The organism is Cesiribacter andamanensis AMV16, assembly GCF_000348925.1.
Taxonomy (GTDB): domain Bacteria; phylum Bacteroidota; class Bacteroidia; order Cytophagales; family Cyclobacteriaceae; genus Cesiribacter; species Cesiribacter andamanensis.
The window spans coordinates 1-23,483 of the sequence record NZ_AODQ01000024.1 but is presented as its reverse complement, the minus strand read 5'-3'; the positions used below and the strand labels follow the sequence as shown (position 1 = coordinate 23,483).

The window sequence follows — 23,483 nt, the reverse complement described above, 5'->3', positions numbered from 1 at the left end:
GTCGGGTAGTTAGAGGCTGTTGTCCTGCAGCATGCGGTAAATGGTAGACTTGCCAACATCCAGCTTTTTGGCTACCAGCACCACATTTCGGTCATACTTCTCCAGATATCGCTTAATGATCTGGTGCGTATATTCCTTCAGGGTCATGTCTTCGGAGAGCATTACATCCACCGGCGAGTTGTGCATCAGCTGTAGGTGCTCACTCTCCAGCGTATCGCCATCGGCCATCACACAGGCCAGTTCTATAACGGCTTTCAGCTCCCGAACATTCCCCGGCCAGGCATAGGCCAGCAAATTACGCTGTGCCTCGGCGCTTAGTTTCAGCTGCTCCCGGTGATTTTCCCGGCAGTATTCCTTCATAAAATGCCGGGCCAGCAAAATAATGTCGGTAGAGCGCTCCCGCAGGGGGGGTAGCTGTATGGGCAGGCCCAGCAGGCGGTAGTAGAGGTCTTCCCGAAAGGTGCCGGCCCGCACCTCTTCATTCAGGTTTTTGTGCGTAGCCACAATCAGGCGCACATCTATGGAAATGGGCTTGTTGCTGCCCACCCGCTTGATCTCCATTTCCTGCAGGGCCCGCAGCAGCTTGGCCTGCATGCCGGGGTCCATATCGGCTACTTCGTCCAGAAAAAGGGTGCCGCCGCTGGCCTCCTCAAACATGCCAATGCGCTTGAAATCGGCGCCGGTAAAAGAGCCCTTCTCATGGCCAAACAGCTCGCTTTCGATCAGCTCTTTGGGAATGGCCGTAATGTTGATGGCCACAAAGGGGCGGTTGCGGCGGGGGGAGTTGTAGTGAATGGCCTTGGCCACCAGCTCCTTGCCGGTGCCGGTTTCGCCGCTGATGGAGACAGTAATTTTGCTGGCGGCCGCTTTCTCAATGATGGAAAAGGTTTTGCGAATGGGGGGGCTGTTGCCAATAATGGCACTTTCAATGCTGTACTTGCGCCCAACTTCTTCCTGCAGGTGGCTGATGGTCTTTTGCATGCCCTCCTGCTGGCGCAGGTTGTTCAGGCAGATCCAGAGCCGCTCCCGGGTATCATCGTCCTTTACAATATAGTCGGTGGCGCCCAGTTTGAGCAGGGCAATGGCGGTTTGTATGTTTTCCTGCCCGGAGATCACCACCACCCGGATATCGGGATTGGCCGTTTTGATCTTGCGCAGCACCTCCTCGCCGCTCAGGTCGGGCAGGGAATAGTCCAGGCAGATAACGGAGGGGTTCATGTAGAGATGGTTCAGGCAGTCCCGGCCGGTCTCGAACCGATGAAGCTCATCATCGGGGTTCTGAGACAGATGGTATGCCAGCAGCTCCCCATAAAAGGGGTCATCTTCTACAATAAATATCCGCATATTCCCAAATATACTATTTTTCCAATTTTGGGAATAGCATTAAGCGTCGCCGCGGGGAGGATAATTTTCGTCGATAAAATAGTCGAAGGTCTGCAGCAGGTCTTTTATATGCGGCCGGCCAAAGGGGGTGCTCTGCACAATAATGCTGTATAGCCGGTTATCGGGCCGTACAGTCAGGATGGCTGGCTCAAAGAAAAGCTCCGGTTCGTGGGGTTTCAGGCCTCTGGAAATATAGAGACCCAGCTGGCGGGCCTGCTCGATCGGGAAATCGTAGCCAAGGGGCAGGGCACCGGTAAACCATTCATTTTGCGATTGCAGGGCCTTTTGGCGGCTGTTGACACTGAGTGCGATCACCTCAATGCCCCGCTGGGAAAATTCCGGAAGCAGGGTGCTGAGGGTGTGCAGGTAGTGGCGGCAAATGGGGCAATGGTGGCCTCTGTAAAAAACCAGGAGGCTGAACTCTTTGGGGGTTTGCCGGTGCAGACTCCAGTGGCCTCCCTGCAGGAGGGGTACTTCAATAGGGGGAACGGGCTGGTTTGGCTTGAGCATGAAAAACGTGGAGGGTTAAAAAATTATTCAGCTAACTGTTTGACTTTCACTAATTTTAACGTAAATTTCTTCAAAAGAGATGATTGGAGACGGCCAGGCCGTTGGAGGGGAGTCCGCATCCGTGTTGGCACCCACTCGCCAATTTACCAAGAGCTGCTTTAGGCAGCTCTTGGTGTGTAAGGGGGGTGGCCAGGGGTCAGAGCAGGCTATCCAGTGAGGCAAACAGGCTATCGCGCAGCGCCCCTTCCGCTTCCTGCTGGCGGTAATGGAGCAGGGCACACTCTTTGCTCTTGGCTTCCACCATCACGTCAAAATCGTAGCCGTAATCGGGTATGCGGTGCTCTATGAGGTCGGCATGCGCCCGCAGCAGCTTTTTCTCCTCCAGCGATTTTGGCTCGGAATAGTGCACCACCGGCAAAATACCCTCGGGCCAGGTGCTCAGCGCCAGCGCCAGCGCTTCGGCCTCGGGTATGCCCCCGCTATGGCAGTAGTGGTGGTGAAAATCAAAGACCAGCGGAATGCCAATCTGCCGATAAATGCCCTGGTACAGATCGCCGGTATGGTACATGCCGGCTTTATCATCATTTTCTACCGTAAGGCGGGCCCTGCTGCCGTCTGACAGCCGGCTGAAATTGCGGCAAAAGGTAGCCAGCGCCTCCTCTTTGCGCCCCTGCAGCGTGGTGCCCACATGAATGTTGATCTTGTAAAAGGGGCTGCGGTCCAGTCCCATCAGGTCCATGATCTGGCTGTGCTGATCCAGCTCCTTGAGGGTTTTTGCCACCACCCCCTCATTTTCAGAGGCCAGCACATTGAACGGACCGGGATGGAAGGAGATGCGGTGGTTGTACTGCTGCACGGTACTGCCTATGGTCTGCAGCAGGTCTGCAAGTGAGGCAAAGCCGGGGAGCTCCTCCAGTGAATACTCGCTCATCCAGGGAAACATATCGCTGCTCATGCGGTAGAAGCGAATGCCATGCTGCTGGTTCCAGTCTACAATGCGGGCCAGGTCCTGCAGGTTCAGGCGAATGAGCTCGGCGGCATAGGCCGGACCCTTCTCCAGAAAGGTTTTGCGGATCATGCCGCGGTTTACAGAAATTTTTTGATCTGAGAGGGTCTGGTTGATGCAGGCGTAGCCTATTCGGTGTATCATGCAGGTTGATAATCAGATAGTTAGAGCGTTTGCTTATGCTGGCCCTATTTTTTCTAAAAAAATAAGAGCATAGCGTAACCTTGGGGCAAACAGCAGAGTATAATAGGACGTGCTTCAACGGTAGCCTAACTAGGTTTGGCAGCTGAAGAAGAAGAAGATTTTTTAAGCTTAACCGATTTTTTTTAAGCTCTGTTTACTTGCTTTATTTTTTAAGCACCATTTTTTTACCGAAAGCAATTTATTTTTTTAGCTGAACTGGAGTGTTTAGTAGTGTGCGTTGGTTACTAAATACAAAGCTTTTTAGTCTTGATGCCCCTCTCCTTAACCGGAAAGGGGCTTTTTTTGCTCCCTCACCTATGCATAGGCAACTGCCTGCAGCCAGAGCAAAACCCTTTGCCCTGCTGCAGGTTAAAAAAGGGTACTAAACCCCATAGAGCCTATGAAACGACACATGGAGCGCACCGTAGGGAAACATGACCCCCTGGCGGGTGCCCTTAAAAAAATATCGTATGGTTTTCATATCCTGACCACCCGCAAAAAGCCGATGAAATGCCCAGCCGGCAGGACGATTACTATGCCGCCGGCCTGGTAAGCTGGGTAACACAGTGCTCGTTTGATCCGCCCATGGTGCTGGTTGCCGTGCAGGCCAGCAGCGACCTGAACGAGACCATTGCCAAAAGCCGCGTATTTGCGCTTAACATTCTGGGCAAGGCCGATTTGCCCATGGTGAGCCCCTTTGCCAAGGAGAGTGTGATAGAGCCGGGCCGCATCAATGGCTATGCTTTTGAAGAAGGGCCCAAAACCGGTGTGCCGGTGTTTCGTTCCGTGCCGGCCTTTCTGGAGTGCCGGGTAAAGGAAGTCATCCATTCCGAGGCCGATCATGTACTGATCCTGGGCGAGGTGGTACATGCCGAAGATATAAATCCCGAGGCCGAGCCGCTGGTAGAATGGGAAACCATTTACCACTACGGCGGCTAACCCACAACCCAAGCCCAAAAAACGAGCAAGGCCTGGTCTGGAACTTGGTTCCGGGCCAGGCCTTGTTTTGTATTGCCAGGGGGGATTGCCTAGGACCTGTGCAGCAGCATGCGCTTGAGCAGCCGGTCCAGGGCCGTCAGGAGTATAGTGCCGATGGAGAGAGCCGCCAGGCCCGGTAGCAGCGCAGGTGAGCTCTCCAGGGCCTGCTGGCCTGTACCCAGCCATTGCAGCAACAGCTGCTGCCAGCCAGCCGGCGGACCTGCCGCAGGAGCACTGCCGCCAAACAAAATGGTAAGGCCGCTGCCCACAATCAGCAGCGCCAGCAGCAGGCCGGCCACCTGGGGTGCCAGCAGGGGGCGCTTAAGGGCCTCTGGCAGGGGCTGGTGCTGGGGCAGGCTTTCCATAATAAAGGCTGAAAAACCATCAGGGGCTTCCTTCTGGCTGCCGAGCCAGAGCTGGCGCAATTTTTCGTCTTCTTCGGGTGTCATAAGGCTTCTTTGGCTTCCTGATTTACAATACCACTTAAGAGCGTATACAATTTTTTACGGGCCCGGTGCATGCGCACCTTGGCCAGGTTCTTATCCAGGCCGCTGATGTCGGCCACCTCATCCATGCTTACCTCCTCCAGGTAATAGAGTGAGATCAGCAGGCGATCGGTTTCCTCCAGCTGGGCAAGGGCAGCGTGCAGGTAGCGGCTGCGCTCCTCCTGCTGCAGGCTGGCCGGCGTATTATCACCGGAGCCCTCGCTGGCCATGTGGCGGGCCTCCTCCAGGGGGGCGCTACGCTTCTTGCGGCGGGTTCTGGCCAGGGCCTCGTTGGTGGCAATGCGGTACATCCAGGTAGAGAATTTGCTGTCTTCCCGAAACGTACCCAGTGCCTGGTAGGCTTTGATAAAAGCTTCCTGGGCGGCATCCTTGGCTTCATCCTCATCCAGCAGCACCTTAAAGCACAGGTTATAGACCATATCCTGGTAACGCTCTACCAGCGCCCGATACACTTCGGGCTTACCGGCCCGCACCATACGTATAAGCAATTTATCGGTCATACCTGCAGTGCTTTGATGCCCGCGCCAGGGCTCTGGTTACAGGAATATAAAAAAAAGTTTCTATCTTTTAAAGCAGCCCCCTGCCGGTTGGTGATCTGCCCCCTGCGGCTCAGGAAGTAGTGGGGTCTGGATCAGGGTGTTAGGAGCAAGGGTCGGTAGAAAAAGTAAGCTGTCCGCTGCCTGCTGGAAGCCCTGCTGCGGACTGGGAGAGGGGGGGCTATCAAAAAAGTGTGTATCTCCTTGTAACCGGGGGGCATGGCTGCGCATCCTATTGGCAGAAACTTAAAAACTCAAGAAATCATGGAAGATCAATTTGTATTCCTCGTGCCCATTACCATGTTTGTGGCGATAGCTGTAGTATTTTATTCTGCCATTCAGGCCCGTAACCGGGAGCGCATGGCCATGATCGAAAAAGGCTACGACGCCAGCCTGCTGGAGGGCAACCCCAACAACCGCACCGGCAAATTTGGCGCTCTTAAAGTAGGCATGGCCGCCGTAGGCATTGGCCTGGGCTTTCTGGTGGCAGGCATCCTGGACATGGCCACCCAGATGAACAGCGAAACGGCCTATTTCTCCATGATCACCATTTTTGGTGGCCTGGGCCTTATTGCCTACTATATGCTGGTGCGCCGCAAGGAAGCCTAATTCTCCCTCTCCCTACAGAAACATTAAGGCAGGCAAACTGATTGTAATCAGGAGCCTGCCTTTTTTACTGTATGAGCAAACCCATTATTCTGGCCCTGGACGACGATGAACAAGTGCTGCAGTCGGTGGCGCGCGATCTGCGTAAGCCCTATGGGAAAGAATACCGCATTTTAAGCACCACCTCAGCCAGCGAGGCCCTGGAGGCTCTGGAAGAACTAAAGCAAAAGGGCACTCCCGTAGCCCTGTTTGTCATAGACCAGCGCATGCCCGAGATGCAGGGGGTTGATTTTTTAAAAAAAGCCCGCCAGCACTATCCCGATGCCAAGCGGGTGCTGCTGACGGCCTATTCCGATACCGATGCCGCCATTCAGGCCATCAACGAGGTACAACTGGACTACTATTTCACAAAACCCTGGGATCCGCCCGAAGAAAAACTCTACCCGGTGCTGGATGGCCTGCTGGCCGACTGGCAGGCGGGCTACCGCCCCCCCTATAAGGGTATTCGCATCATTGGCTATCAATACTCCCCCAAATCGCATCAGCTGAAAGATTTTATGGCCGGCAACCTGCTGCCCTACCAGTGGCTGGACCTGGAGAAAAGCCCAGAGGCCCGGCAGCTGGTAGAGCAATGGGGCTGCTCTCCCAAAGAGCTGCCGCTGCTGCTTTTTGAAGATGGGCAGGGCCTGTGCAATCCCGATATTAAAGAAGTGGCCGAAAAAGTAGGTCTGCAGCTACAGGCTTCTGCCAGCTTTTATGATGTGGTGATCATAGGGGGTGGGCCGGCCGGGCTGGCCGCCGCTGTTTATGGCGCCTCGGAAGGCATGCGCACCCTGCTGGTTGAAAAAAAGCCCCCGGCGGGCAGGCCGGCACCAGCAGCCGCATTGAAAATTACCTGGGCTTTCCCAACGGGCTCAGCGGCTCGGAGCTTACCCGAAGGGCTGTGGCGCAGGCCAGCCGCTTTGGTGCCGAGCTGCTCTCTCCGCAGGAAGTAACCAATATAGAAGTGCAGAAGGGGGGTTATAAGCTGCTTACCCTTTCCGATGGCAGCCAGCTTAGTACCCGCAGCATCATCATTACCACAGGGGTGGATTATAAGCGGCTCAACATCGACAGCCTGGATAATTTTACCGGGGCGGGGGTATATTACGGCGCTGCCACTACCGAGGGCCGTACCTGCCAGAAGCTGAAGGTGTTTATAGTGGGCGGGGGCAACTCTGCCGGACAGGCCGCTACCTACCTCTCGCAGTTTGCCCGCCAGGTGGTGATCCTGAACCGGGAAAAATCCCTGGAAGTGAGCATGTCGCAGTACCTCATTGAGCAGCTGGAGGCGCTGGAGAATGTGGCAGTTTATAACCAGACCGAGATTGTAGAGGCCCTGGGCGAGGAACGGCTGGAAAAGCTGCTGCTCAAAAACAATACTACGGGTGAAGAATGGCAGGAAGAAGAGGTAGGCGCCCTCTTTATATTTATCGGTGCCCGGCCCCATACCGACTGGCTCCCCATCAATATCCTGAAAAATAAGGAGGGCTATATAGAAACCGGCCGGGAGCTTACCCGCTATGACGATTACAGCAAGTTCTGGAACAAAGAGCGGGAGCCCTACCTGCTGGAAACCTGCAGCCCGGGCATTTTTGCAGCCGGCGATGTGCGGGCCGGCGCCATGAACCGTGTAGCCTCTGCCGTGGGGGAGGGAGCCATGGCCATAAAATTTGTGCACCAATATTTGAGCGAACACTAGGCCGGCACGCACCAATCCGGCAGTTGTTTCGTTCTGGTACAGTACTTGCAGGGATCAGGCAGGCGTTCCAACCCGGGCCTGGTGCCCAACGTCTCCGTTCAAATTAAAACAGCTACGTATGAAAAGATTTATGTTGAGCATGGCCGCCGGCCTGTTGCTGTCGCTGGGTGCCCAGGCACAGGTAGGGCAAAAATTTCCCGAGCTTAAAGGCGAAACCGTAAGCGGAAAGTCGCTGCGCCTGCCCCAGGATGTAAAAGGCAAGTTTACGCTTTTGGGCCTGGCCTTCTCTAAAAAGAGCGATGATGCCCTGCAAACCTGGTTTCAGCCAACCTATGACCGCTTTATGGTTGATAAGGAAAGTGCCGGCCTTTTTGCCGATTTTGTGTATGATGTAAATGTTTATTTTGTGCCCATGTTTACCGGGGCCAACAAAGCCGCTGCCGGCCCTGCCCGCAAGAGCATGCTTAAAAATGTAGATGCCGAATTGCACCCCCATGTGCTCTTTTACATTGGTGAGCTGGCCCCCTACCGGGATCAGCTGGGGCTGGTAGAAAAGGACGAACCCTACTTTTTTGTATTGGACGAAAGCGGGAAAATTGTCTATGCTACCTCCGGCGCCTATTCTGAGCAGAAAATGGATCAGGTAGAGGAAATTTTGAGTGAAGAATAAAGCTATTTGGTATATATACTAGCAGGCAATTTAGGCCACTGCAACACAGAAGAAAGAAGATGAAGGGACGCGTTGTACACTTGTTTTTGGCGGCAGCCCTGCTGTTTTTGGGGCATGCTGCCACGGCCCAGCACCAACCGCTGGATCCGCAAAAGTTTAATGCAAAACTGCTGGAAAAGCTTATTCTGCAGCGGATAGACAGCCTGCGGAAGGCTCATAAAAAGCCGGCTTTTGCGCAGGATGCCATTCTGCAGAAAGCCGCTGCCGACCATGCCACCTTCCTGGCTAAAAAAGGGGAGCTTACCCACTTTCAGGAAAAGGGCAAGCGCTACAACCCGCAGGACCGTGTACTCTTTTATGGAGGCAAGGGCTACTATGCCGGCGAAAATGCCGCCGAGCATCCCGTGCAGGTATTGCTGCATAAATTGCCCGGACAGCGGTTTGACAGGGTAAAAACCTATCAGCAGTCGGCCGAGCTCTTTGTGCTGCAGTGGGCCACCTCCAAGCCACACATGGAAAACCTGATGCGCACTGAATATGCCCTCACCGGCCTGGCCGTGTCGCTGGATAAGAAGAGCGGACGCATCTATGCCGTGCAGGTATTTTCGCCCAGGCCGGAGGCCCAGTAAGACGGCGCCTGTTCCAGTATAGCACTATTGAAAAAGCCCCCCTGTTTAAAACAAAGCAGGGGGGCTTTTTTGTCTTTAAGGAAAAGGCATTTGCTGAGTGGCTATAAAAGGAAAAGCTATACTTCCTGCCAGGGGCATTCCGTATAGCTTTCCTCTCTCTCCTCAACCAAAGATTTTTATATCCCTTGATCTACTTCTTATAACGCAAAGCCTTTAGGTAGGTTCGTTTTGGAATAAAAAATTTAAAATTTTTTACCGTATATAAATTATAGGGAAACCGTTAAATTTAGCTTTGCATTTTTCTGCGATACGCATGACTACAAAACCGTTTAAAATATTTGCTACCAGTTCGGCCCTATCCTTAGGCACCGCCATAGCCCGGGAACTGGGACAGCAGCTGGGCAACCTGCATTGCGAGACCTTTTCGGATGGCGAAAAATTTGTGAGCTTCGGCGAAAGCATCCGGGGCCGTATTGTATTTCTGGTGGCCCAGATCAACATGCCCTACGAAAATCTCTTTGAGCTTTTTCTGGCCATTGATGCGGCCCGCCGGGCATCGGCCGAGCAGGTGATTGCCGTTCTGCCCTACCTGCCCCACAGCCGGCAGGAGCGTAAGGGCAGCATGCGCACTGCCATTGCCTCCCGCCTGGTGGCCGACCTGATGCAGCAGGCCGGCGCCGACCGGGTAATTACCCTGGACCTGCATACCGGCTCCATCGAAGGCTTCTTTAAGATTCCCGTAGACCACCTCTTTATGGGGCAGATCTACATTCAGCACCTGGAAAGCCTTGCGCTGCCCAACCTCTGCCTCTGCAGCCCCGACTTTGGCGGCCTAAAACGCATCAAGCTTTACAAGCAGCAGCTCAACTGCGATATGGCCGTAATCCACAAGGAGCGGCTTATCCCCAACCAGGTAAGCCATATGGAGATCATAGGCGATGTAGCGGGCAAGCATGTGGTGATAGTAGATGACCTTATTGATACGGCCGGCACTATCTGTACCGCCGCCGACCTGATCATGGAAAAGGGCGCCGCCTCCGTACGGGCCTATTGTACGCATGCCATCTTTAGCAGCAATGCCATTCAGCGCATCAACGATTCTGCCCTGGAAAAGGTGTATGTAAGCGATACGGTCAACTACATCAAGACCGACGGAAAAATAGAAGTTGTCAGCTGCAGCCCCCTGATTGCCGAGGTGATCCGCCGCATGCTGGAAAATGGCAGCCTGATGGAAATTGCCAATTTTGGGGTGTAGGCCATGGGTGGTGCATGGCCTGGCATAGCCTGAAGCAGGAAGCAGCAGGAAATACGGTTAAATGCCAAAAAAGCATAGCCCTGCAGACCATGCTGTTCATATGCCGCCCCCTTGGGGCTTGGATTCCCATTAAGGATTTGCCTGAGCCCCAAAGGGGCGGCGTAATTTTAGCGTAGCCAGAAGGGCTGCGCGATCCAGCCCATGCTATTCATATTCCACCCCTTTAGGGCTCCTGTTCCGATTAGGGGTTTACCCAAGCCCCAAAGGGGCGGCATATTTCTAGCGTAGCCTGAAGGGCTACGCGCGCCATGGCTACGCTTTGATAGCCATCACTCCCCCAACACCCGGCTCAGATACGCCTTCAGGTAGTCGCTATCCGGCCGCCAGTCAAATTCCCGCTGGCCAATTTTTACGCCCTCTGGGCCGGGCTGCAGGGTATAGACAAATACAAACTGCCCACGGCCATCCTGCCAGCCATTGAACTGGCCAAAGCGCTGATCGTTGATGAGCAGTCCGTTTTGCTGGCTGCTGTCCTGCTCTACGGTATAGTAGCCCTTGGTGACATAGAGTAATTTCTGCAGCTCCTCCTCCTGCCGGTAGGGGTCCAGCAAGTCCTCCTGCCGGGGCAGGTAGGTAAAGTCTATGGAGGTGTTGCTGTCAAAAATGGAGTAAAAACCATTATAAAATCCTCCATCGGCCTCGGCCGTAGCGGACCAGAACAGGATGTTGAAAGGGGTAGCCTTTACAATCATACGCTCGGCCTGCACCCCCTGGGCCTCCAGGCTGCGCTCAAACACCCCTGCGGCCAGCTGCTGAAAAACCAGTGACAGCAGCAGGTAGCCTGAGCTGATGCCAATGCCCCACCAGCAAAGCCTGCGGCGCATGCTGCTCTGCCTGGGATAGAAGGCAGCCGCCAGCAAGAGCAGCAGAAAGGGGAGGGTGTAGAGGGGGTCAATCACAAAGATGTTGTAAAAAGCTACCCCATAGCGGCTAAAGGGCCAAAACAGCTGCGTGCCCCAGGAGGTAAAGGAGTCCAGCAGGGCATGGGTGGTAAAACCCAGAAAAAAGAGCCAGAACCAGCGTTGCCAGCTTATTCTCCCTTGCCAGCGATGGAGCGCCAGCGCCAGTAGGGGGGCAAAAAGTAAGGCAAACAGGAGGCTGTGCGAAAAGCTTCGGTGAAAGGTAAGTTCCCCTACGGTATCAAGAAAGGGGTTGGCCAGCACATCCAAATCAGGGATGGTACCGGCCACAGCGCCCCAGAAAAGGGCCCGGTTGCCCAGCTGTTTGCCAGCTACGGCCTCGCCTACGGCAGCGCCAAGTACAATTTGTGTTAACGAATCCAAAGAGGGTAGGGGGTGTCAGGTATGGGGTTTGAGATATCAGGTATCAGGCCGCCGCATGTTAGGTGGCGGTGTAACAGGGCTCGCCTACCTCTCATGGGCTCACCTCGCTGTAAAGCGGGCTGGCGAATGGGGCTGGCTGTTGTGCGGTATAAATATGTGTGCCGCCAGGGGGATGCAATGGCGGCACACAAAAATAGGCTTACTTGCTCATTAGTTGGCTATCGAGTATCTGGCTGTCCAGCAGGTAGATCATGGCCGTCATGGCGGCGGCGCCCAGTTCCAGCTCCCGGCGGTTTACTTTCTCAAAGGTATCTTCCCGGGTGTGGTGGAGGTCAAAGTAGCGCTGCGAGTCGGGCCGGTAGCCGATCAGCAGAGTGCCCTGCGGCTTGAGCGGACCAATATCGGCACCACCACCCCCTCTGGAGAAATCCCGCAGCTGGTAGGGGTGCAGCAGTTCCTTATAGGCAGCAATGGAGGCGATGGCCTCATCACTGCCATCAATGGTAAAGCCCAGGGGGGTAAAGCCACCCGTATCCGATTCCATGGCGGCCACATGCTCCTCGCCCTTGCGCGGGCTTCGGCCGCATAGGTGTTGCCGCCCCTTAGTCCGTTTTCTTCATTCATGAACAATACCGCCCGCAGGGTATAGCGGGGTGTGTAGCCAATGGCCTTCAGGATGCGCAGCACTTCAATGGCCTGCACACAGCCGGCGCCGTCATCATGGGCGCCTTCGCCTACATCCCAGGAGTCCAGGTGCCCCCCTACGGTGATGTACTTGTTGGGAAATTCGCTGCCCCGCAGCTCGCCAATTACATTGTAGGAGATCTTATCGGGCAGGGTACGGCAGTGGGTCTCCAGGTACAGGCGCTGGGGTTTACCCGTCTTAAGGGCCTGGCTGAGCATGTTGGCATCCAGGGTGCTGATGGCCAGCGCCGGGATGGGGCTAACCCCCTCCTCAAAGCGGGTAGTGCCGGTATGGGGCACATGGTCCAGAGCAGTGGTCATGGAGCGCACTACAGCGCCCAGGGCGCCCAGTTTGGCAGCCCGGCTGGGGCCATTTACCCGGTAGCCGGCTGCATCGCCATAGGCCCGGCTGGTGCTAATGAAATCGGGCCGCATGGCATAGTTGAAAAATACGATCTTGTTGGCTACGCCGGCCCGGCCCAGGGCCTCCAGTTCCTCAAAGCTGCGCACCTCTACCACCTGGGCCTGCACCCCTTTGGGGCCAGTACCGGCGCTGCCGCCCAGAGCCAGGGCCTGCAGGGGTTTGCCGCCTCGGGAGCTGCCCTCTGGCCGCAGGATCACCTGCTCAGGCTTGCCCCGCTCCCAGTGGGGTACCGTTACTTCTTGTAGCCAGACCGTATCAAAGCCGTAGTGCATCATTTGCTGCCGTCCCCAGGCTACCGCCCGCTCGGCACCGGCCGAGCCGCTCAGGCGGTGACCAACGTCTTTGGTAAGCTGGCGCAGCAGCTCATAGCTGTGGCCCTGTACCAGGGCAGAGTCATAAATCTGCCGGATGGTGGCCGCACTGTCGGGCTGTTGGGCTGGTACCTGCGCTGCTGAGGGGCTGGTGAGAAATAGAAAAATCAGAAAAACGGGAGCAAATTGCAGAATTTGTGGACGGGTATAGTTCATTTATAGGAAAATTTTGTAATATTCGGACGTTGAAAGGCGCTGAGCCCCCCTGGCTTCAGTTGAGCTTCATTACTTTCCACTTTAGCCGTAAGAAAGTATTTTTTGGATAATTTTCAATGGGTAAGGTCGTTCTTGTTGGAGTAAGCCGCCTACTATCTATGTGTTATGTTAATATATCGATGATCCTCTTTTGAATAAAAAAGAGAAAGTATTGCATGTTTGTAGTAACATTTCTACTACATTTTAAGTATCTGGATATATTCTTGGCTTATTGGATGGAACAGCCTGTTGTGTATGAATGAAGAAATAGTATATATAGAAAATATGAACTCACCGCGGGATATTCTGCTGGTGAGCCAGGCCCTGGAGCTGCTCGGATTACGGGTAAAAGAAGTTGAACTCGGAGCGGCCTCCTACTACAATCCAGGAGGGGTGATCAAAAAGGCTACCATTGATAAAGCGCTGGAAGAAATGGGATTTAGCCTGATGGATAGCGAAGCCAAACTGTTTTCTGAACAGGTGCGCAGCCTGGTATCGGTCTATATTGATAACTGCCTGCGGCAGCAGCAGGAAACCAGCTTTGAGACCTTTCTGGAAGATGCGCTTAAAACCCCCTACCTGCTTATTTGTCAGCGGTACCTGTCTATTACCGGCCAGCGGCTCTCCATCTTCCTGAGACGCATGAAAGTAGAGCGCGCCAAAATTCTGCTGATTAATTCTAACTTTAGCCAGGAAGAGATTGCCCTGAAACTGGGCTTCAAAACTGTAAAAGGATTATCCCGCATGTTCAGAGAAGTTACAGGACAATCCATGTCGGTCTACACCGGCCGGGAACTGTATGCTGCTCTGCCAAAAGTTGTATGAAACCCCTCTATGTACCCTTGCTGCTTGGGCTGTTAGCCCCTGCTGTGCTTATATCCTGTGGGGGCAATGAAGCTCCGCAGGAAGAGGCCGTAGCCCTGGCGCCCCCGCCTCCGGCACCGGCGGTAGACAGTGCCCAGCTGCGCTTTGTCGAGCAGCAGGAACTGCTGGCGCAGGGACAGGCCTCCGCCGATCAGGCGATCAAGCAGTTGCGTCAGCTAAGCGGTATGCTGCAGGATAGTATTGCCAATACCGAGCTGCCCGCCCAGCTGCAGGAAGAATTTATCTGGGCTTACCGCAACCGCCTCCATGAAGTAGGCCAGGCCCGCCAGGCCCTTGAAAACTGGAAACAGCGGCAGCAGTACTATCCGGCCGATTCCCTTCCTACAGCAGAAAAAGTGGAGATTGTGCAGCGGGAGCTGGACGATCTGGAAGCCCTGCTGCTTCAGGCACGGGTAGCCCGGCGCGAAGCCCGCGAATCACTGGAAGAAGCCACTCAGGCCGTGCAGCCCGTAGAAGAAGAAGAGCAGCAGGCCCAGCAACAGCAATAGCCGGCAGCCCATCGGCAGGCCGCCCTGCCGCCGATAAGGAGTGCACGAGAGCAGATGCTGCCTGCTACCCTACAGCAAACATTTCGAGCATGTACGCATCAACAGCCTCTGCCCATACGCCAGAGGCTTTTTTGGTTTAGGGCTGGCAGCCCTGCAGCGCAGCTTCTACCTCCGGAATGCCCACATAACCCTCCTGGTTGGTCCAGGTATTGAGTATATAGGTGGCAATTTCGGCGATCTCCAGCGGGCGCAGCTGGGGATTGGGGGGCATAATGCCGCTGTATTCCCGGCCATTGACCACCACGGTTCCCTGCATGCCATGGCGGATCACACAAATAACCGCCTGCTTGTTCTGCAGAAAATCGGCTCCGTCCAGGGGGGGGATCAGCTGGGCCATGCCGGCGCCATCGTTCTGGTGGCAGCCCATGCAGTGCTGCTTGTAGAGAATGCGGCCCTGCACCCAGTACTGGCGAAAACGCTGCTCTTCGCTGCGCCCAATGCCCTCGGGCAGGTTGGGTCCGCTGGCGCGCTGCTCCTCCCGGCCCTCTTTGCCGGAGCAGCCCATCGTAATCAGGCACAGGAGCAACAGCAGGCCTATGCCCAGGTGGTGTAGCGTACTCATTGGCCGGCAGGGGGTAAGAGTTTTTGAATGTCCAGCATCAGCTGGTCTACCCGGGCCGGGTCGGTACCATCGTATACCCCCCTGATGCGGCCCTGCTGATCTACCAGCACAAAGGCGCCGCTGTGCAGCACGCCACCGGGCGCTTTTTGGTCTTGTTTGGCCGTTACAAAGTACTGCTGCTGCCCCAGTTCATATACATCTGTTTCGCCGCCGGTCAGAAAATGCCAGCTGCCCCCATCGGGCACCCCCAGGCCCCGCGCATACTGCTTCAGCACGGGCTGGGTATCAAACTCGGGGTCCAGGCTGTGGGAGAGGATCATAAAATCGGGATGCTGGCCAAAGCGCTCCCACACCCGCAGCATCTGTTTGGCCATTTCTATGCAAATGCTGGGGCAGGAGGTAAAGAAAAAATCGGCTACATAAACCTTGCCGGCCACCGTCTGGTCGCTGATACGGGCCGAATCCTGGTTATAGAAGGCAAAGTTGCGAATGCTGTGGTAGACCGTATCGGTTCCCTGGGTGCTGCGCTCGCCCCAGATGGGCAGCTCCTGATCGGACTGCCGGTTGCAGCCGGCCATTGCCCCCAGCAGCAGAAGTAGTGCAAGTAATTTTTTCATCCTTTTGATTCTCTCAGGTTCTTATACAGGCGGATGGCCAGCATCAGGAGTATGGTAAAGACCAGCAGCCCCAGCAGCCCCCACAACACACTTACCATGCTTTTAAGCACCACCAGAAAAACGATGGCAAAGAGCAAAATAGTGGCTACCTCATTCCAGAAACGTAATTTTTGGCTGGTCCATACCCCCTGGCCCTGCTGCAGGCGCACAAACATGGCATGGCAGGCAAACTGGTAGCCATACAGGGCAACCACAAAGCCGATCTTGATCCATAGCCAGCCGGGCATGTTCTGGTAATAGGCCGAGCTGAAGATAAGGCTGGGGCCCAGCAGCAGCGTCAGAATAGCCGAGGGCCAGGTAATGCCCCACCACAGCAGGCGGGTCCAGCGCAGCAGGTTCTGCAGAAGAATACTGCGGGCCGGCTCGGCCTCTTTTTCCTGCACCTCCATGGTGTAGATAAACAGGCGGGGTGCATAAAAAAGGCCGGCAAACCAGGTAACAATAAAAATGATGTGCAGGGCTTTGAGGTAAAGAAATGCCATGGCGCAAAGGTACAACCGAAACCGCCCCGAACAAATACAGGAGCAACTGCCCGCACCCCAGGAGGGGCGTTCTTTTTGTATATCCTGTTTCTGCTAAGGGAGTATGCCTCTTTTCAGGGCGCAGCAGACGGCCAGACTTGACATCCTTGCGCAGGTGTTTTAATTTTTGGCGGTGATTGGTATCAGCCGCGGGCCGCTGAGCGTTACCCATTCAGCTACCTGTTCCTAAACTATAGGCAGTTAAGAAAAAGCACCATGCGAACCTCTGCGATCTCTTATACTCCCCTTTGGCGCCGGACTGGCCGGTGCTGCCGTATACCTCCATTTTATGGCTGCCAGCCCCCTGGCCCCCTTTACCGAAGGGGAGTACCGGGCCGATGCCGCCCCCCTGCCTGTGCAGCAGGCCAACTGGCAACTGCCCCGGGCCGGGGCCGAAGGGGTATCGTTTATTGAAGCTGCTCGCCGCAGCACCCCCTCGGTGGTCTTCATTAAGGCCCTGGCGGGCGATGAGTATGCTCCTACCAGCTATTTTGACCTGCTCTTTGGCCGGCGCAGCGGCCCCATGGCGGCCTCGGGTTCGGGGGTGATCTATGCCGAAGATGGCTACATCATTACCAACAACCATGTGGTGGAGGGGGCCAAAACCGTAGAGGTGGTGCACCAGCGCCGCACCTACAAAGCCGCTGTGGTGGGAACCGACCCGGCCACCGACCTGGCCGTGCTTAAGATTGAGGCCAATGGGCTGCCGGCTATCAACCTGGGCCGTTCGGCGGCCGTAGAGGTAGGCGAGTGGGCGCTGGCCGTAGGCAACCCCTTTAACCTTACCTCTACCGTTACGGCTGGTATTGTATCGGCCAAGGGGCGGGAGATCAGCTTTGGCAAGGGCTTGTTTCCGCTGGAGAGCTTTATCCAGACCGATGCGGCCATTAATCCCGGCAACAGCGGCGGGGCGCTGGTGAACAGCCGCGGCGAGCTGATCGGCATCAATACCGCCATCCTGAGCCAGACAGGCTCCTATGCCGGTTATGGCTTTGCCGTGCCGGTAGATGTGGTGCGCAAGGTGGCCGAAGACCTCATCCAATACGGCGAGGTGCAGAAGGCCTTTGTAGGCGCCGAGGTGATTGACCTGGACCTGAACAAAGCCCGGGAGCTGAATGTAAAGGCCGATAGAGGGGTAGTGGTGAGCCATGTGGCGCAGGATGGGGCCGCTGCCCGGGCTGGCCTGAAGCCGGGTGATGTGATCGTTCGGGTAAACGACATTCCGGTAGAGAGCCGCGGCCAGTTTGATGAGCTGGTGAGCTACTACAGCCCCGGAGACCGTATAACATTGGGCTATATCAGGCGCAACCAGCCGCAGCAGACCCAGCTTACCCTTACCAACCGCGAGGGCAACACCTCGGTGCTGCGGCGCGAGGTATTTACCTCCCAGACGCTGGGCGCCGATCTGGAGAAGATCAGCAAGGTAGAGCGCGATGTGCTCAACATTCCGCAGGGGGTGCGCGTCACCAATATCCGCCGGGGCTTTATGCGCCGCCTGGGGCTGGAGGATGGCTTTGTGATCACCAGCATAAACGAAACCCCCATTGACGATCCCGAAAAACTGGTGCAGGTGCTCTCCCGCCTCAAGGGCCGGGTAATCATTGAGGGTGTCAACACCAAAGGGGTGAAGGGGTATTATCAGTATTATTTCTGAGCCTCTGCGGTACAAGCTGCTTGCTGCCCAAGGCCAGGCATAACTTTGTGGTGCGATGAGGTGTTATGGCTATCTGGGACGTGTGGAGAATCATGCCCGCCTGAAGCCTGAGGCATTGCCCCAATCCCCTGCACAAAACCGGATAGCGATGAAACCAGCACACTACCTACTCAGCCTTGGACTGCTCCTGTTTGGCTGCCGGGGTACCGAGCAGCCGCAGGGGGAAGCAGCAGAGCTGCCCCGGCCCAACATTATTTTTATCATGACGGATGATCATGCCATGCAGGCCATCAGCGCCTACGGCCATCCGATCAGCCAGCTGGCGCCCACGCCCAACCTGGATCGGATTGCCCGGGAGGGGGTGCTGTTCCGGAACAACTTCTGCACCAACTCCATCTGCGGCCCCAGCCGGGGCAGTGATTCTGACGGGCAAGCATAGCCACATTAACGGCTTTCGGATGAACGGGGAGGTGTTTGACGGCTCCCAGACCACCTTTCCCAAACTGCTGCGGCAGGCCGGCTACACCACCGCCCTCATTGGCAAATGGCACCTGCACGGTCTGCCCCAGGGCTTCGATTACTGGAAGATTCTCAACGATCAGGGCAATTACTACAATCCCCACTTTATCCAGCTCGGGGATACCGCCGGCATAGACCGTGCCTATGTGGATCAAACCCCTCACTGGGCCCTGAACATGGCCGATACCGCCATTGTAGAGGGTTACGCCACCGACCTGATCACCGATGAAGCCCTGGCCTACCTGGACCAGGTAAAGGACAGCACCACCCCTTTTATGGTGATGATCCACCACAAAGCCCCCCACCGCAACTGGATGCCCGCCCTGCGGCACCTGAACCTCTACGATTCGGTTAGCTTTCCGCTGCCCGACAGCTATTTTTCTACCCACGAGGGGCAGCTGGCCGCCCAGCAACAGCAGCAGACCATTTATGTGGATATGTACGAGGGCCATGATCTGAAGATGACCGTGGCCAAGGGCAGCAGTGAGCTGGCCCACAACCCCTGGAAAACCGATTTTGAGCGCATGACCCCCGCCCAGCGGGCTGCCTGGGATAAGGCCTATCAGGCCAAAAACGATGCCATGCATGAAGCCAACCTGACCGGCCGGGAGCTGGCCATCTGGAAGGGCCAGCGCTACCTGCAGGATTACCTGGCCACCGTAGCGGCGGTAGATGAAGGGGTGGGCCGCATTCTGGACTACCTGCAGCAAAACGGGCTGGCCGACAATACCCTGCTGGTATATACCTCCGATCAGGGCTTTTACCTGGGCGAAAAGGGCTGGTTTGACAAGCGCTTTATGTATGAAGAATCGCTGCGCATGCCGCTGCTGATGATGTACCCGGCTGGCATCAAACGGGGGTCAGTGGTAGAGGCTCTTACCCAGAACCTCGATTTTGCCCCCACCTTTCTGGACTATGCCCGGGTGCCTATCCCCCAAAACATGCAGGGGCAATCCCTTCGCCCGCTGCTGGAGACCAGTTCATCGCCGGATGCCTTCCGGCAGGCCATCTACTACCATTATTACGATTATCCGGCCTTTCACATGGTCAAGAAACAGTATGGGGTGCGCACCAGCCGTTACAAGCTTATTCACTTCTATGATGATATTGATGCCTGGGAACTCTACGACCTTGAGAAAGACCCGCACGAATTGACAAATCTCATCAACGCACCGGCCTACCAGCCCATTCGCCAAAAGCTGCTACTCACCCTGGATTCGCTGCAACAGGCCTATGGAGTAACGGAAAAGGAATTTGAGCGGGCCAGCCGGGAAGCCATTGAGCAGCAGCAGGAGAATTTCCGCAAGCTGCGGGGCCCAAAGCCCGATTTTCATCATTAGGTGCAAAACTGATCAAAGAGCGCTTCTGCCGTTGATCTTCGCAGGGGTCTGCCACTTTGCGGCTTGTACTAAGTTATATACAGCGTTATATACAGCCTGTATTCCTGATCAACGTCCTGTTAAAAAGTATGTGTATGCTGGTGATTAACTATTGTCTGTTGCTGCTCCCCCTGCTTCTGAGTACTACTATTGTACCGGCAGCTGCCCAATCCGCTGCCGAACCCCTGCGGGTAATGTCGTACAACCTGCGGCTGGATATTGCCAGCGACGGGCCCGACCGCTGGCCCCTGCGCAGGGAGCGGGTGGCAGGCCTGATCCGCTACCACCAGCCCCAGCTGCTGGGGGTACAGGAGGCGCTGCGCCACCAGTTGCAGGACCTGCAGGAAGCCCTGCCCCACTACAAATGGTATGGCAGGGGGCGCGATGACGGCGCTGAAGGGGGTGAATTTTCGGCCATTCTCTATGATACCCGCCGCTTTAACCTGCTGGATTCGGGCACCTTCTGGCTTTCGCCTACGCCCAATACCCCCGGCAAGGGCTGGGATGCGGCCTACCCGCGCATCTGCAGCTGGGCCCGGTTTAGGGACCGGCAAAGCGGGCGGGAGCTCTACCATTTCAATACCCACTTTGATCATGTGGGGGTAGAGGCCCGGGAACAAAGCGCCCGCCTGCTGGCCCGTAAGATAAGCGAGATTGCCGCTAGCCATCCGGCCATCCTTAGCGGCGATTTCAATACCACGGCCGACACAAAGGCCTATGCCAACCTGCTGGCCGGTGGCCTGCTGCAGGAGGCCCGCAGCCTTTCCAGAACACCCCCTTACGGACCCGAAGGCTCCTTTAGCACCTTTGATGTTGCCAATGAGCTGGGAAAGCTTATAGATTTTATTTTTGTGAGCAACGCTTTTTCCGTACAGCAGCATGCCATTCTTACCGATGCGCAGGGGGGTAAATACCCCTCTGATCACCTGCCGGTACTGGCGGTACTGGAGTGGCGCCTGCCATGATGTTTCTACAATGGGGCCTGGCCGCCTGCCCGCAAGCAGCACGCTTATCAGTCCTGTAGTCAGCATTAATAAGCAGGCGGAGTAGGGCAGAAAACACACGGCCCGGCCTAAAAAGGCGGGAAAGGTATATTAGCCGGCCCCGGGCTTGTTCAGCCCCGCAGCAGGGGATATATTCGCACTTTGGCGCAGCATGGGGCAGAAAACACGTAACCTCCAGTACTTTTTAACCGGTGAGAACTTTACCGATGCCCTGCGGGTAACGGGTGGCATTCTGCTGCCCCCTCTGGTACTTTCTCAGCTGGGCTACCTGCAGCTGGGGGTGCTGGCGGCCATTGGCGCCCTGTCGGTGAGCATCCCTGATATTCCCGGCCCAGCCGTACACAAGCGCAACGGCATGCTGTGGGCTTGTGCGGCCATATTTGTGGTGGCCATGCTTACCGGATTTGCCCGCCTGCACCCCCTGCTGCTGGGGGCCGAGCTGCTGCTGCTGAGCTTTCTGCTTTCCATGTTTCCGGTATATGGCAACCGGGCGGCGGCAGTGGGCAGTGCGGCCCTGCTGGTAATGATCATGGTGATGGATGAGCCCCGCACAGCCGCCGAAGTACCCCTTATCAGCACCTGTATCTTGCTGGGTGGGGTGTGGTACATGAGCCTGAGCCTGCTGTTTTACCGTCTGCGGCCCTACCGTCCGGTGCAGCAGGCGCTGGGCGAGTGTGTGCATGCCGTAGCCCGCTTTCTGCAGCTGAAAGCCACATTTTATGCCCCCGGTACCAATCTGGAGACTGCTTTTAGTCAGCTGGTGGCCCAGCAGGTGCTGGTCAATGAGAAACAGGAAGCCGTACGGGAGCTGCTGTTCAAGAGCCGGCTGCTGGTAAAGGAATCTACCACCACCAGCCGGCGCCTGCTGCTCACTTTTGTAGATCTGGTAGATCTCTACGAGCAGGTAACCATGATTCATTATGATTACGGTTCGCTGCGGAAACGCTTTGGCAGTAGCGGCATTTTGGCCGAGATTGGCAGCCAGATAGAGCGGCTGGCCGATGTGCTGGACCAGCTGGGCTATGCCATCCAGGCCGGCGCCCAGCCGCTGCCGCTGCCCGATCTGCTGCAGCAGTTGGAAGGGGTAAAGGAAAAAATAGACCAGGTAGCCCTGGCGCATCCTCAGGAAAGTATTCTGGCCCTGAAGAAGGTACTGGTTAACCTGCGCGCCATCAGCCAGCGGATAGGTGATATGCACCAGTACTACAGAACCGAGAGCCTGCCGCAACCATCCCCCCGGCCACAGGTCAACTACAGCAGTTTTGTGCACAGCCAGCCCTTTAGCCGCAGCCTGCTGCTGGATAACCTCAGCCCCCGCTCGGCTATCTTCAAGCATGCCGTGCGGGTGGCAGTTGCCTGTCTGCTGGGGTACATCAGCACCCGGCTGCTGCCCTATGGCGAGCACAGCTACTGGGTGCTGCTCACAACGGTGGTTATTCTCAAGCCGGCCTTCAGCCTTAGCAAGCAGCGCAATTATCATCGCCTGCTGGGTACCCTCATCGGCGGGGGCATAGGCTTTTGTCTGCTGCTGTTGCTGAATGAGCCCACCATCCTCTTTGCCCTGCTGGTGGTGCTCATGATTGGTACATTTAGCTTTATCCGTACCAACTACATCATCAGTGTGATCTTTATGACCCCCTTTGTGCTCATTATTTTTTCCTTTCTGGGGGCCAATAATCTGGTGCTGGTGCAGGAGCGGATGCTGGATACGCTGGTAGGCTCAGCCATAGCGCTGGCAGTAAGCTATCTGGTGTTTCCCAGCTGGGAGTCGCAACAGCTGCGCCCACTCATGCAGCAGGTGCTGGAGGCCAATATGCTTTACCTGCAGAAACTGGCCAGCCGCCTGCAGGGCCAGGCCGTAGGGGAAGAGGATTACAAACTGGCCCGCAAAGAAGTGTATGTACGATCGGCCAACCTTTCGGCGGCCTTTCAGCGCATGCTCTCCGAGCCCCGCAGCAAGCAGCGCAACAGCAGGGAGGTGCATCGCTTTGTGGTGCTTAACCATATCCTGTCGGCCAGCATTGCCACCCTGGCTGCCGCCTGGCAACGGCCCGAGCAGGGGGTAGGTCCGGACAGTGGGCGCCTCCTGCGCCGCTCCCTGGCCCAGCTGAAGGAAACCTGCGCCAGACTGGGGCCTGCCGCCGGGGGGTATGCGGTACAGGAGGGAGGTGCAGAAGGCCTGATGCATCCGGAGGCAATAGCAGAGGGCCGGCCGGAAAATCGCCCGGATGATAAGGCTGCCCTAAGCCCCGACGAGCGCCTGCTGCAGGAACAGCTGGAATTTTTGTATAAGATCAGTACCGATATCCGCAAAAGTACCGAGGGCATTCTGGCCTGAGCCTCGCTTTGTGCTCGTAGGGTCAAACCCTGGGGCGGGGTTTGCTTGTTAGGGTATAAACGCCTATTGCCATGCCACTGAGTGAAGGAATTCTGGCCCAGCTACGCAAAACCTATGAGCCCTCTGCCATGGTGCATCAGCACTACAGGGGCAAAGACCTTGCCTTTAAAACAGATGCACGGGGCAATCCTGTGCTGCTCTTTATAGGCCGGCTTGATGAGCAGGGCACTGTAAAGGGAGAGCGCTATGCCCGTACCCTTACGCAGGATGCGGCAGGCAACATCATCAAAGATCACTGGGAGCGCAAAGGCAAAGCAAGTTAGTTTGTACAAACAAGAAACATGAGTCATCCCGAATTTTGAAAGGATGAAATTTG

The 23,483-nt window shown here is 56.0% G+C and carries 23 protein-coding genes and 1 pseudogene; 14 read left to right on the top strand and 10 right to left on the bottom strand.

Features of this window, described 5'->3' with window-relative positions:
• Window positions 1-9: 9 nt before the first annotated feature.
• The 3 genes from ADICEAN_RS06450 to uvsE form a co-directional block, all read right to left on the bottom strand.
• Entirely contained in the window at window positions 10-1,344 is a 1,335-nt protein-coding gene (locus tag ADICEAN_RS06450; protein WP_009194756.1) for a sigma-54-dependent transcriptional regulator, read from the bottom strand.
• 39 nt (window positions 1,345-1,383) lie between these two features.
• Window positions 1,384-1,893 carry a redoxin domain-containing protein gene (locus ADICEAN_RS06445; protein WP_009194755.1) on the bottom strand — a complete coding sequence of 170 codons (510 nt, stop codon included), beginning with the start codon at window positions 1,891-1,893 and terminating at the stop codon, window positions 1,384-1,386.
• 196 nt (window positions 1,894-2,089) lie between these two features.
• Window positions 2,090-3,043, bottom strand: coding sequence for a UV DNA damage repair endonuclease UvsE (uvsE, locus tag ADICEAN_RS06440; protein WP_009194754.1), 954 nt, complete (start codon window positions 3,041-3,043; stop codon window positions 2,090-2,092).
• A gap of 549 nt (window positions 3,044-3,592) precedes the next feature.
• Between uvsE and ADICEAN_RS06435 the strand changes: the two genes are divergently transcribed.
• On the top strand, window positions 3,593-4,021 hold the full coding sequence (locus ADICEAN_RS06435) for a flavin reductase family protein (protein ID WP_009194753.1): 429 nt from the start codon (window positions 3,593-3,595) through the stop codon (window positions 4,019-4,021).
• A gap of 89 nt (window positions 4,022-4,110) precedes the next feature.
• Here ADICEAN_RS06435 and ADICEAN_RS06430 read toward each other — a convergent pair whose 3' ends face one another.
• Together ADICEAN_RS06430 and ADICEAN_RS06425 are read right to left on the bottom strand one after the other, a co-directional pair.
• Window positions 4,111-4,509 (bottom strand): hypothetical protein, encoded by a 399-nt coding sequence (locus ADICEAN_RS06430; RefSeq protein ID WP_009194752.1) that lies wholly within the window; start codon window positions 4,507-4,509, stop codon window positions 4,111-4,113.
• A complete protein-coding gene (locus ADICEAN_RS06425) occupies window positions 4,506-5,066 on the bottom strand; it encodes an RNA polymerase sigma factor (RefSeq protein WP_009194751.1) in 561 nt (186 codons plus the stop codon). Before ADICEAN_RS06425 ends, ADICEAN_RS06430 begins: the two co-directional genes overlap by 4 nt.
• A 300-nt stretch (window positions 5,067-5,366) precedes the next feature.
• On the opposite strand from ADICEAN_RS06425, the gene ADICEAN_RS06420 reads away from it, so the two are divergent.
• The 5 genes and pseudogenes from ADICEAN_RS06420 to ADICEAN_RS06400 all read left to right on the top strand — a co-directional run bounded on the left by ADICEAN_RS06420 (window position 5,367) and on the right by ADICEAN_RS06400 (window position 10,003).
• A complete protein-coding gene (locus ADICEAN_RS06420; RefSeq protein ID WP_009194750.1) occupies window positions 5,367-5,711 on the top strand; it encodes a DUF6249 domain-containing protein in 345 nt (114 codons plus the stop codon).
• 71 nt (window positions 5,712-5,782) lie between these two features.
• Window positions 5,783-7,449, top strand: a pseudogene (locus tag ADICEAN_RS23845) (FAD-dependent oxidoreductase).
• A gap of 118 nt (window positions 7,450-7,567) precedes the next feature.
• Window positions 7,568-8,119, top strand: a complete 552-nt coding sequence (locus ADICEAN_RS06410) for a hypothetical protein (protein ID WP_040396395.1) — start codon at window positions 7,568-7,570, stop codon at window positions 8,117-8,119.
• Between the two features lie 59 nt (window positions 8,120-8,178).
• Window positions 8,179-8,748, top strand: coding sequence for a CAP domain-containing protein (locus tag ADICEAN_RS06405; RefSeq protein ID WP_009194746.1), 570 nt, complete (start codon window positions 8,179-8,181; stop codon window positions 8,746-8,748).
• Between the two features lie 313 nt (window positions 8,749-9,061).
• Window positions 9,062-10,003 carry a ribose-phosphate diphosphokinase gene (locus ADICEAN_RS06400; RefSeq protein WP_009194745.1) on the top strand — a complete coding sequence of 314 codons (942 nt, stop codon included), beginning with the start codon at window positions 9,062-9,064 and terminating at the stop codon, window positions 10,001-10,003.
• A gap of 329 nt (window positions 10,004-10,332) precedes the next feature.
• Here the strand turns inward: ADICEAN_RS06400 and ADICEAN_RS06395 are convergent, their stop codons facing one another.
• Window positions 10,333-11,346, bottom strand: coding sequence for a metal-dependent hydrolase (locus tag ADICEAN_RS06395; protein WP_009194744.1), 1,014 nt, complete (start codon window positions 11,344-11,346; stop codon window positions 10,333-10,335).
• Window positions 11,347-11,712: 366 nt separating this feature from the next.
• Window positions 11,713-12,981, bottom strand: coding sequence for a M28 family peptidase (locus ADICEAN_RS06390; RefSeq protein ID WP_009194743.1), 1,269 nt, complete (start codon window positions 12,979-12,981; stop codon window positions 11,713-11,715).
• Window positions 12,982-13,275: 294 nt separating this feature from the next.
• Between ADICEAN_RS06390 and ADICEAN_RS06385 the strand changes: the two genes are divergently transcribed.
• Both ADICEAN_RS06385 and ADICEAN_RS06380 read left to right on the top strand, forming a co-directional pair.
• A complete protein-coding gene (locus ADICEAN_RS06385) occupies window positions 13,276-13,845 on the top strand; it encodes a helix-turn-helix domain-containing protein (protein WP_009194742.1) in 570 nt (189 codons plus the stop codon).
• The gene (locus ADICEAN_RS06380) at window positions 13,842-14,393 is read left to right on the top strand and encodes a hypothetical protein (RefSeq protein WP_009194741.1); all 552 of its coding nucleotides are present in this window, start codon (window positions 13,842-13,844) and stop codon (window positions 14,391-14,393) included. The genes ADICEAN_RS06385 and ADICEAN_RS06380 overlap by 4 nt, the downstream gene beginning before the upstream one ends.
• A 136-nt stretch (window positions 14,394-14,529) precedes the next feature.
• Here ADICEAN_RS06380 and ADICEAN_RS06375 read toward each other — a convergent pair whose 3' ends face one another.
• From ADICEAN_RS06375 to ADICEAN_RS06365, 3 genes are read right to left on the bottom strand one after another with little or no spacing between them, the layout of a single operon-like run.
• Window positions 14,530-15,015, bottom strand: coding sequence for a c-type cytochrome (locus tag ADICEAN_RS06375; protein ID WP_009194740.1), 486 nt, complete (start codon window positions 15,013-15,015; stop codon window positions 14,530-14,532).
• Window positions 15,012-15,632 (bottom strand): SCO family protein, encoded by a 621-nt coding sequence (locus tag ADICEAN_RS06370; RefSeq protein WP_040396394.1) that lies wholly within the window; start codon window positions 15,630-15,632, stop codon window positions 15,012-15,014. Before ADICEAN_RS06370 ends, ADICEAN_RS06375 begins: the two co-directional genes overlap by 4 nt.
• On the bottom strand, window positions 15,629-16,174 hold the full coding sequence (locus ADICEAN_RS06365; RefSeq protein ID WP_009194738.1) for a CopD family protein: 546 nt from the start codon (window positions 16,172-16,174) through the stop codon (window positions 15,629-15,631). The genes ADICEAN_RS06370 and ADICEAN_RS06365 overlap by 4 nt, the downstream gene beginning before the upstream one ends.
• A 328-nt stretch (window positions 16,175-16,502) precedes the next feature.
• On the opposite strand from ADICEAN_RS06365, the gene ADICEAN_RS06360 reads away from it, so the two are divergent.
• The 6 genes from ADICEAN_RS06360 (at window position 16,503) to ADICEAN_RS06340 (ending at window position 23,430) form a co-directional block, all read left to right on the top strand.
• Window positions 16,503-17,867 carry a trypsin-like peptidase domain-containing protein gene (locus ADICEAN_RS06360; protein ID WP_009194737.1) on the top strand — a complete coding sequence of 455 codons (1,365 nt, stop codon included), beginning with the start codon at window positions 16,503-16,505 and terminating at the stop codon, window positions 17,865-17,867.
• 148 nt (window positions 17,868-18,015) lie between these two features.
• Window positions 18,016-18,306, top strand: coding sequence for a sulfatase-like hydrolase/transferase (locus ADICEAN_RS22980; RefSeq protein WP_201766018.1), 291 nt, complete (start codon window positions 18,016-18,018; stop codon window positions 18,304-18,306).
• 19 nt (window positions 18,307-18,325) lie between these two features.
• The gene (locus ADICEAN_RS06355; RefSeq protein WP_394330745.1) at window positions 18,326-19,726 is read left to right on the top strand and encodes a sulfatase/phosphatase domain-containing protein; all 1,401 of its coding nucleotides are present in this window, start codon (window positions 18,326-18,328) and stop codon (window positions 19,724-19,726) included.
• 134 nt (window positions 19,727-19,860) lie between these two features.
• Window positions 19,861-20,730, top strand: coding sequence for an endonuclease/exonuclease/phosphatase family protein (locus ADICEAN_RS06350; RefSeq protein ID WP_009194734.1), 870 nt, complete (start codon window positions 19,861-19,863; stop codon window positions 20,728-20,730).
• A 190-nt stretch (window positions 20,731-20,920) separates the two neighbouring features.
• Window positions 20,921-23,107: an FUSC family protein gene (locus ADICEAN_RS06345; RefSeq protein ID WP_009194733.1), complete on the top strand. Its 2,187-nt coding sequence runs from the start codon at window positions 20,921-20,923 to the stop codon at window positions 23,105-23,107.
• Between the two features lie 71 nt (window positions 23,108-23,178).
• Window positions 23,179-23,430: a hypothetical protein gene (locus ADICEAN_RS06340; RefSeq protein ID WP_009194732.1), complete on the top strand. Its 252-nt coding sequence runs from the start codon at window positions 23,179-23,181 to the stop codon at window positions 23,428-23,430.
• Window positions 23,431-23,483 lie beyond the last annotated feature (53 nt).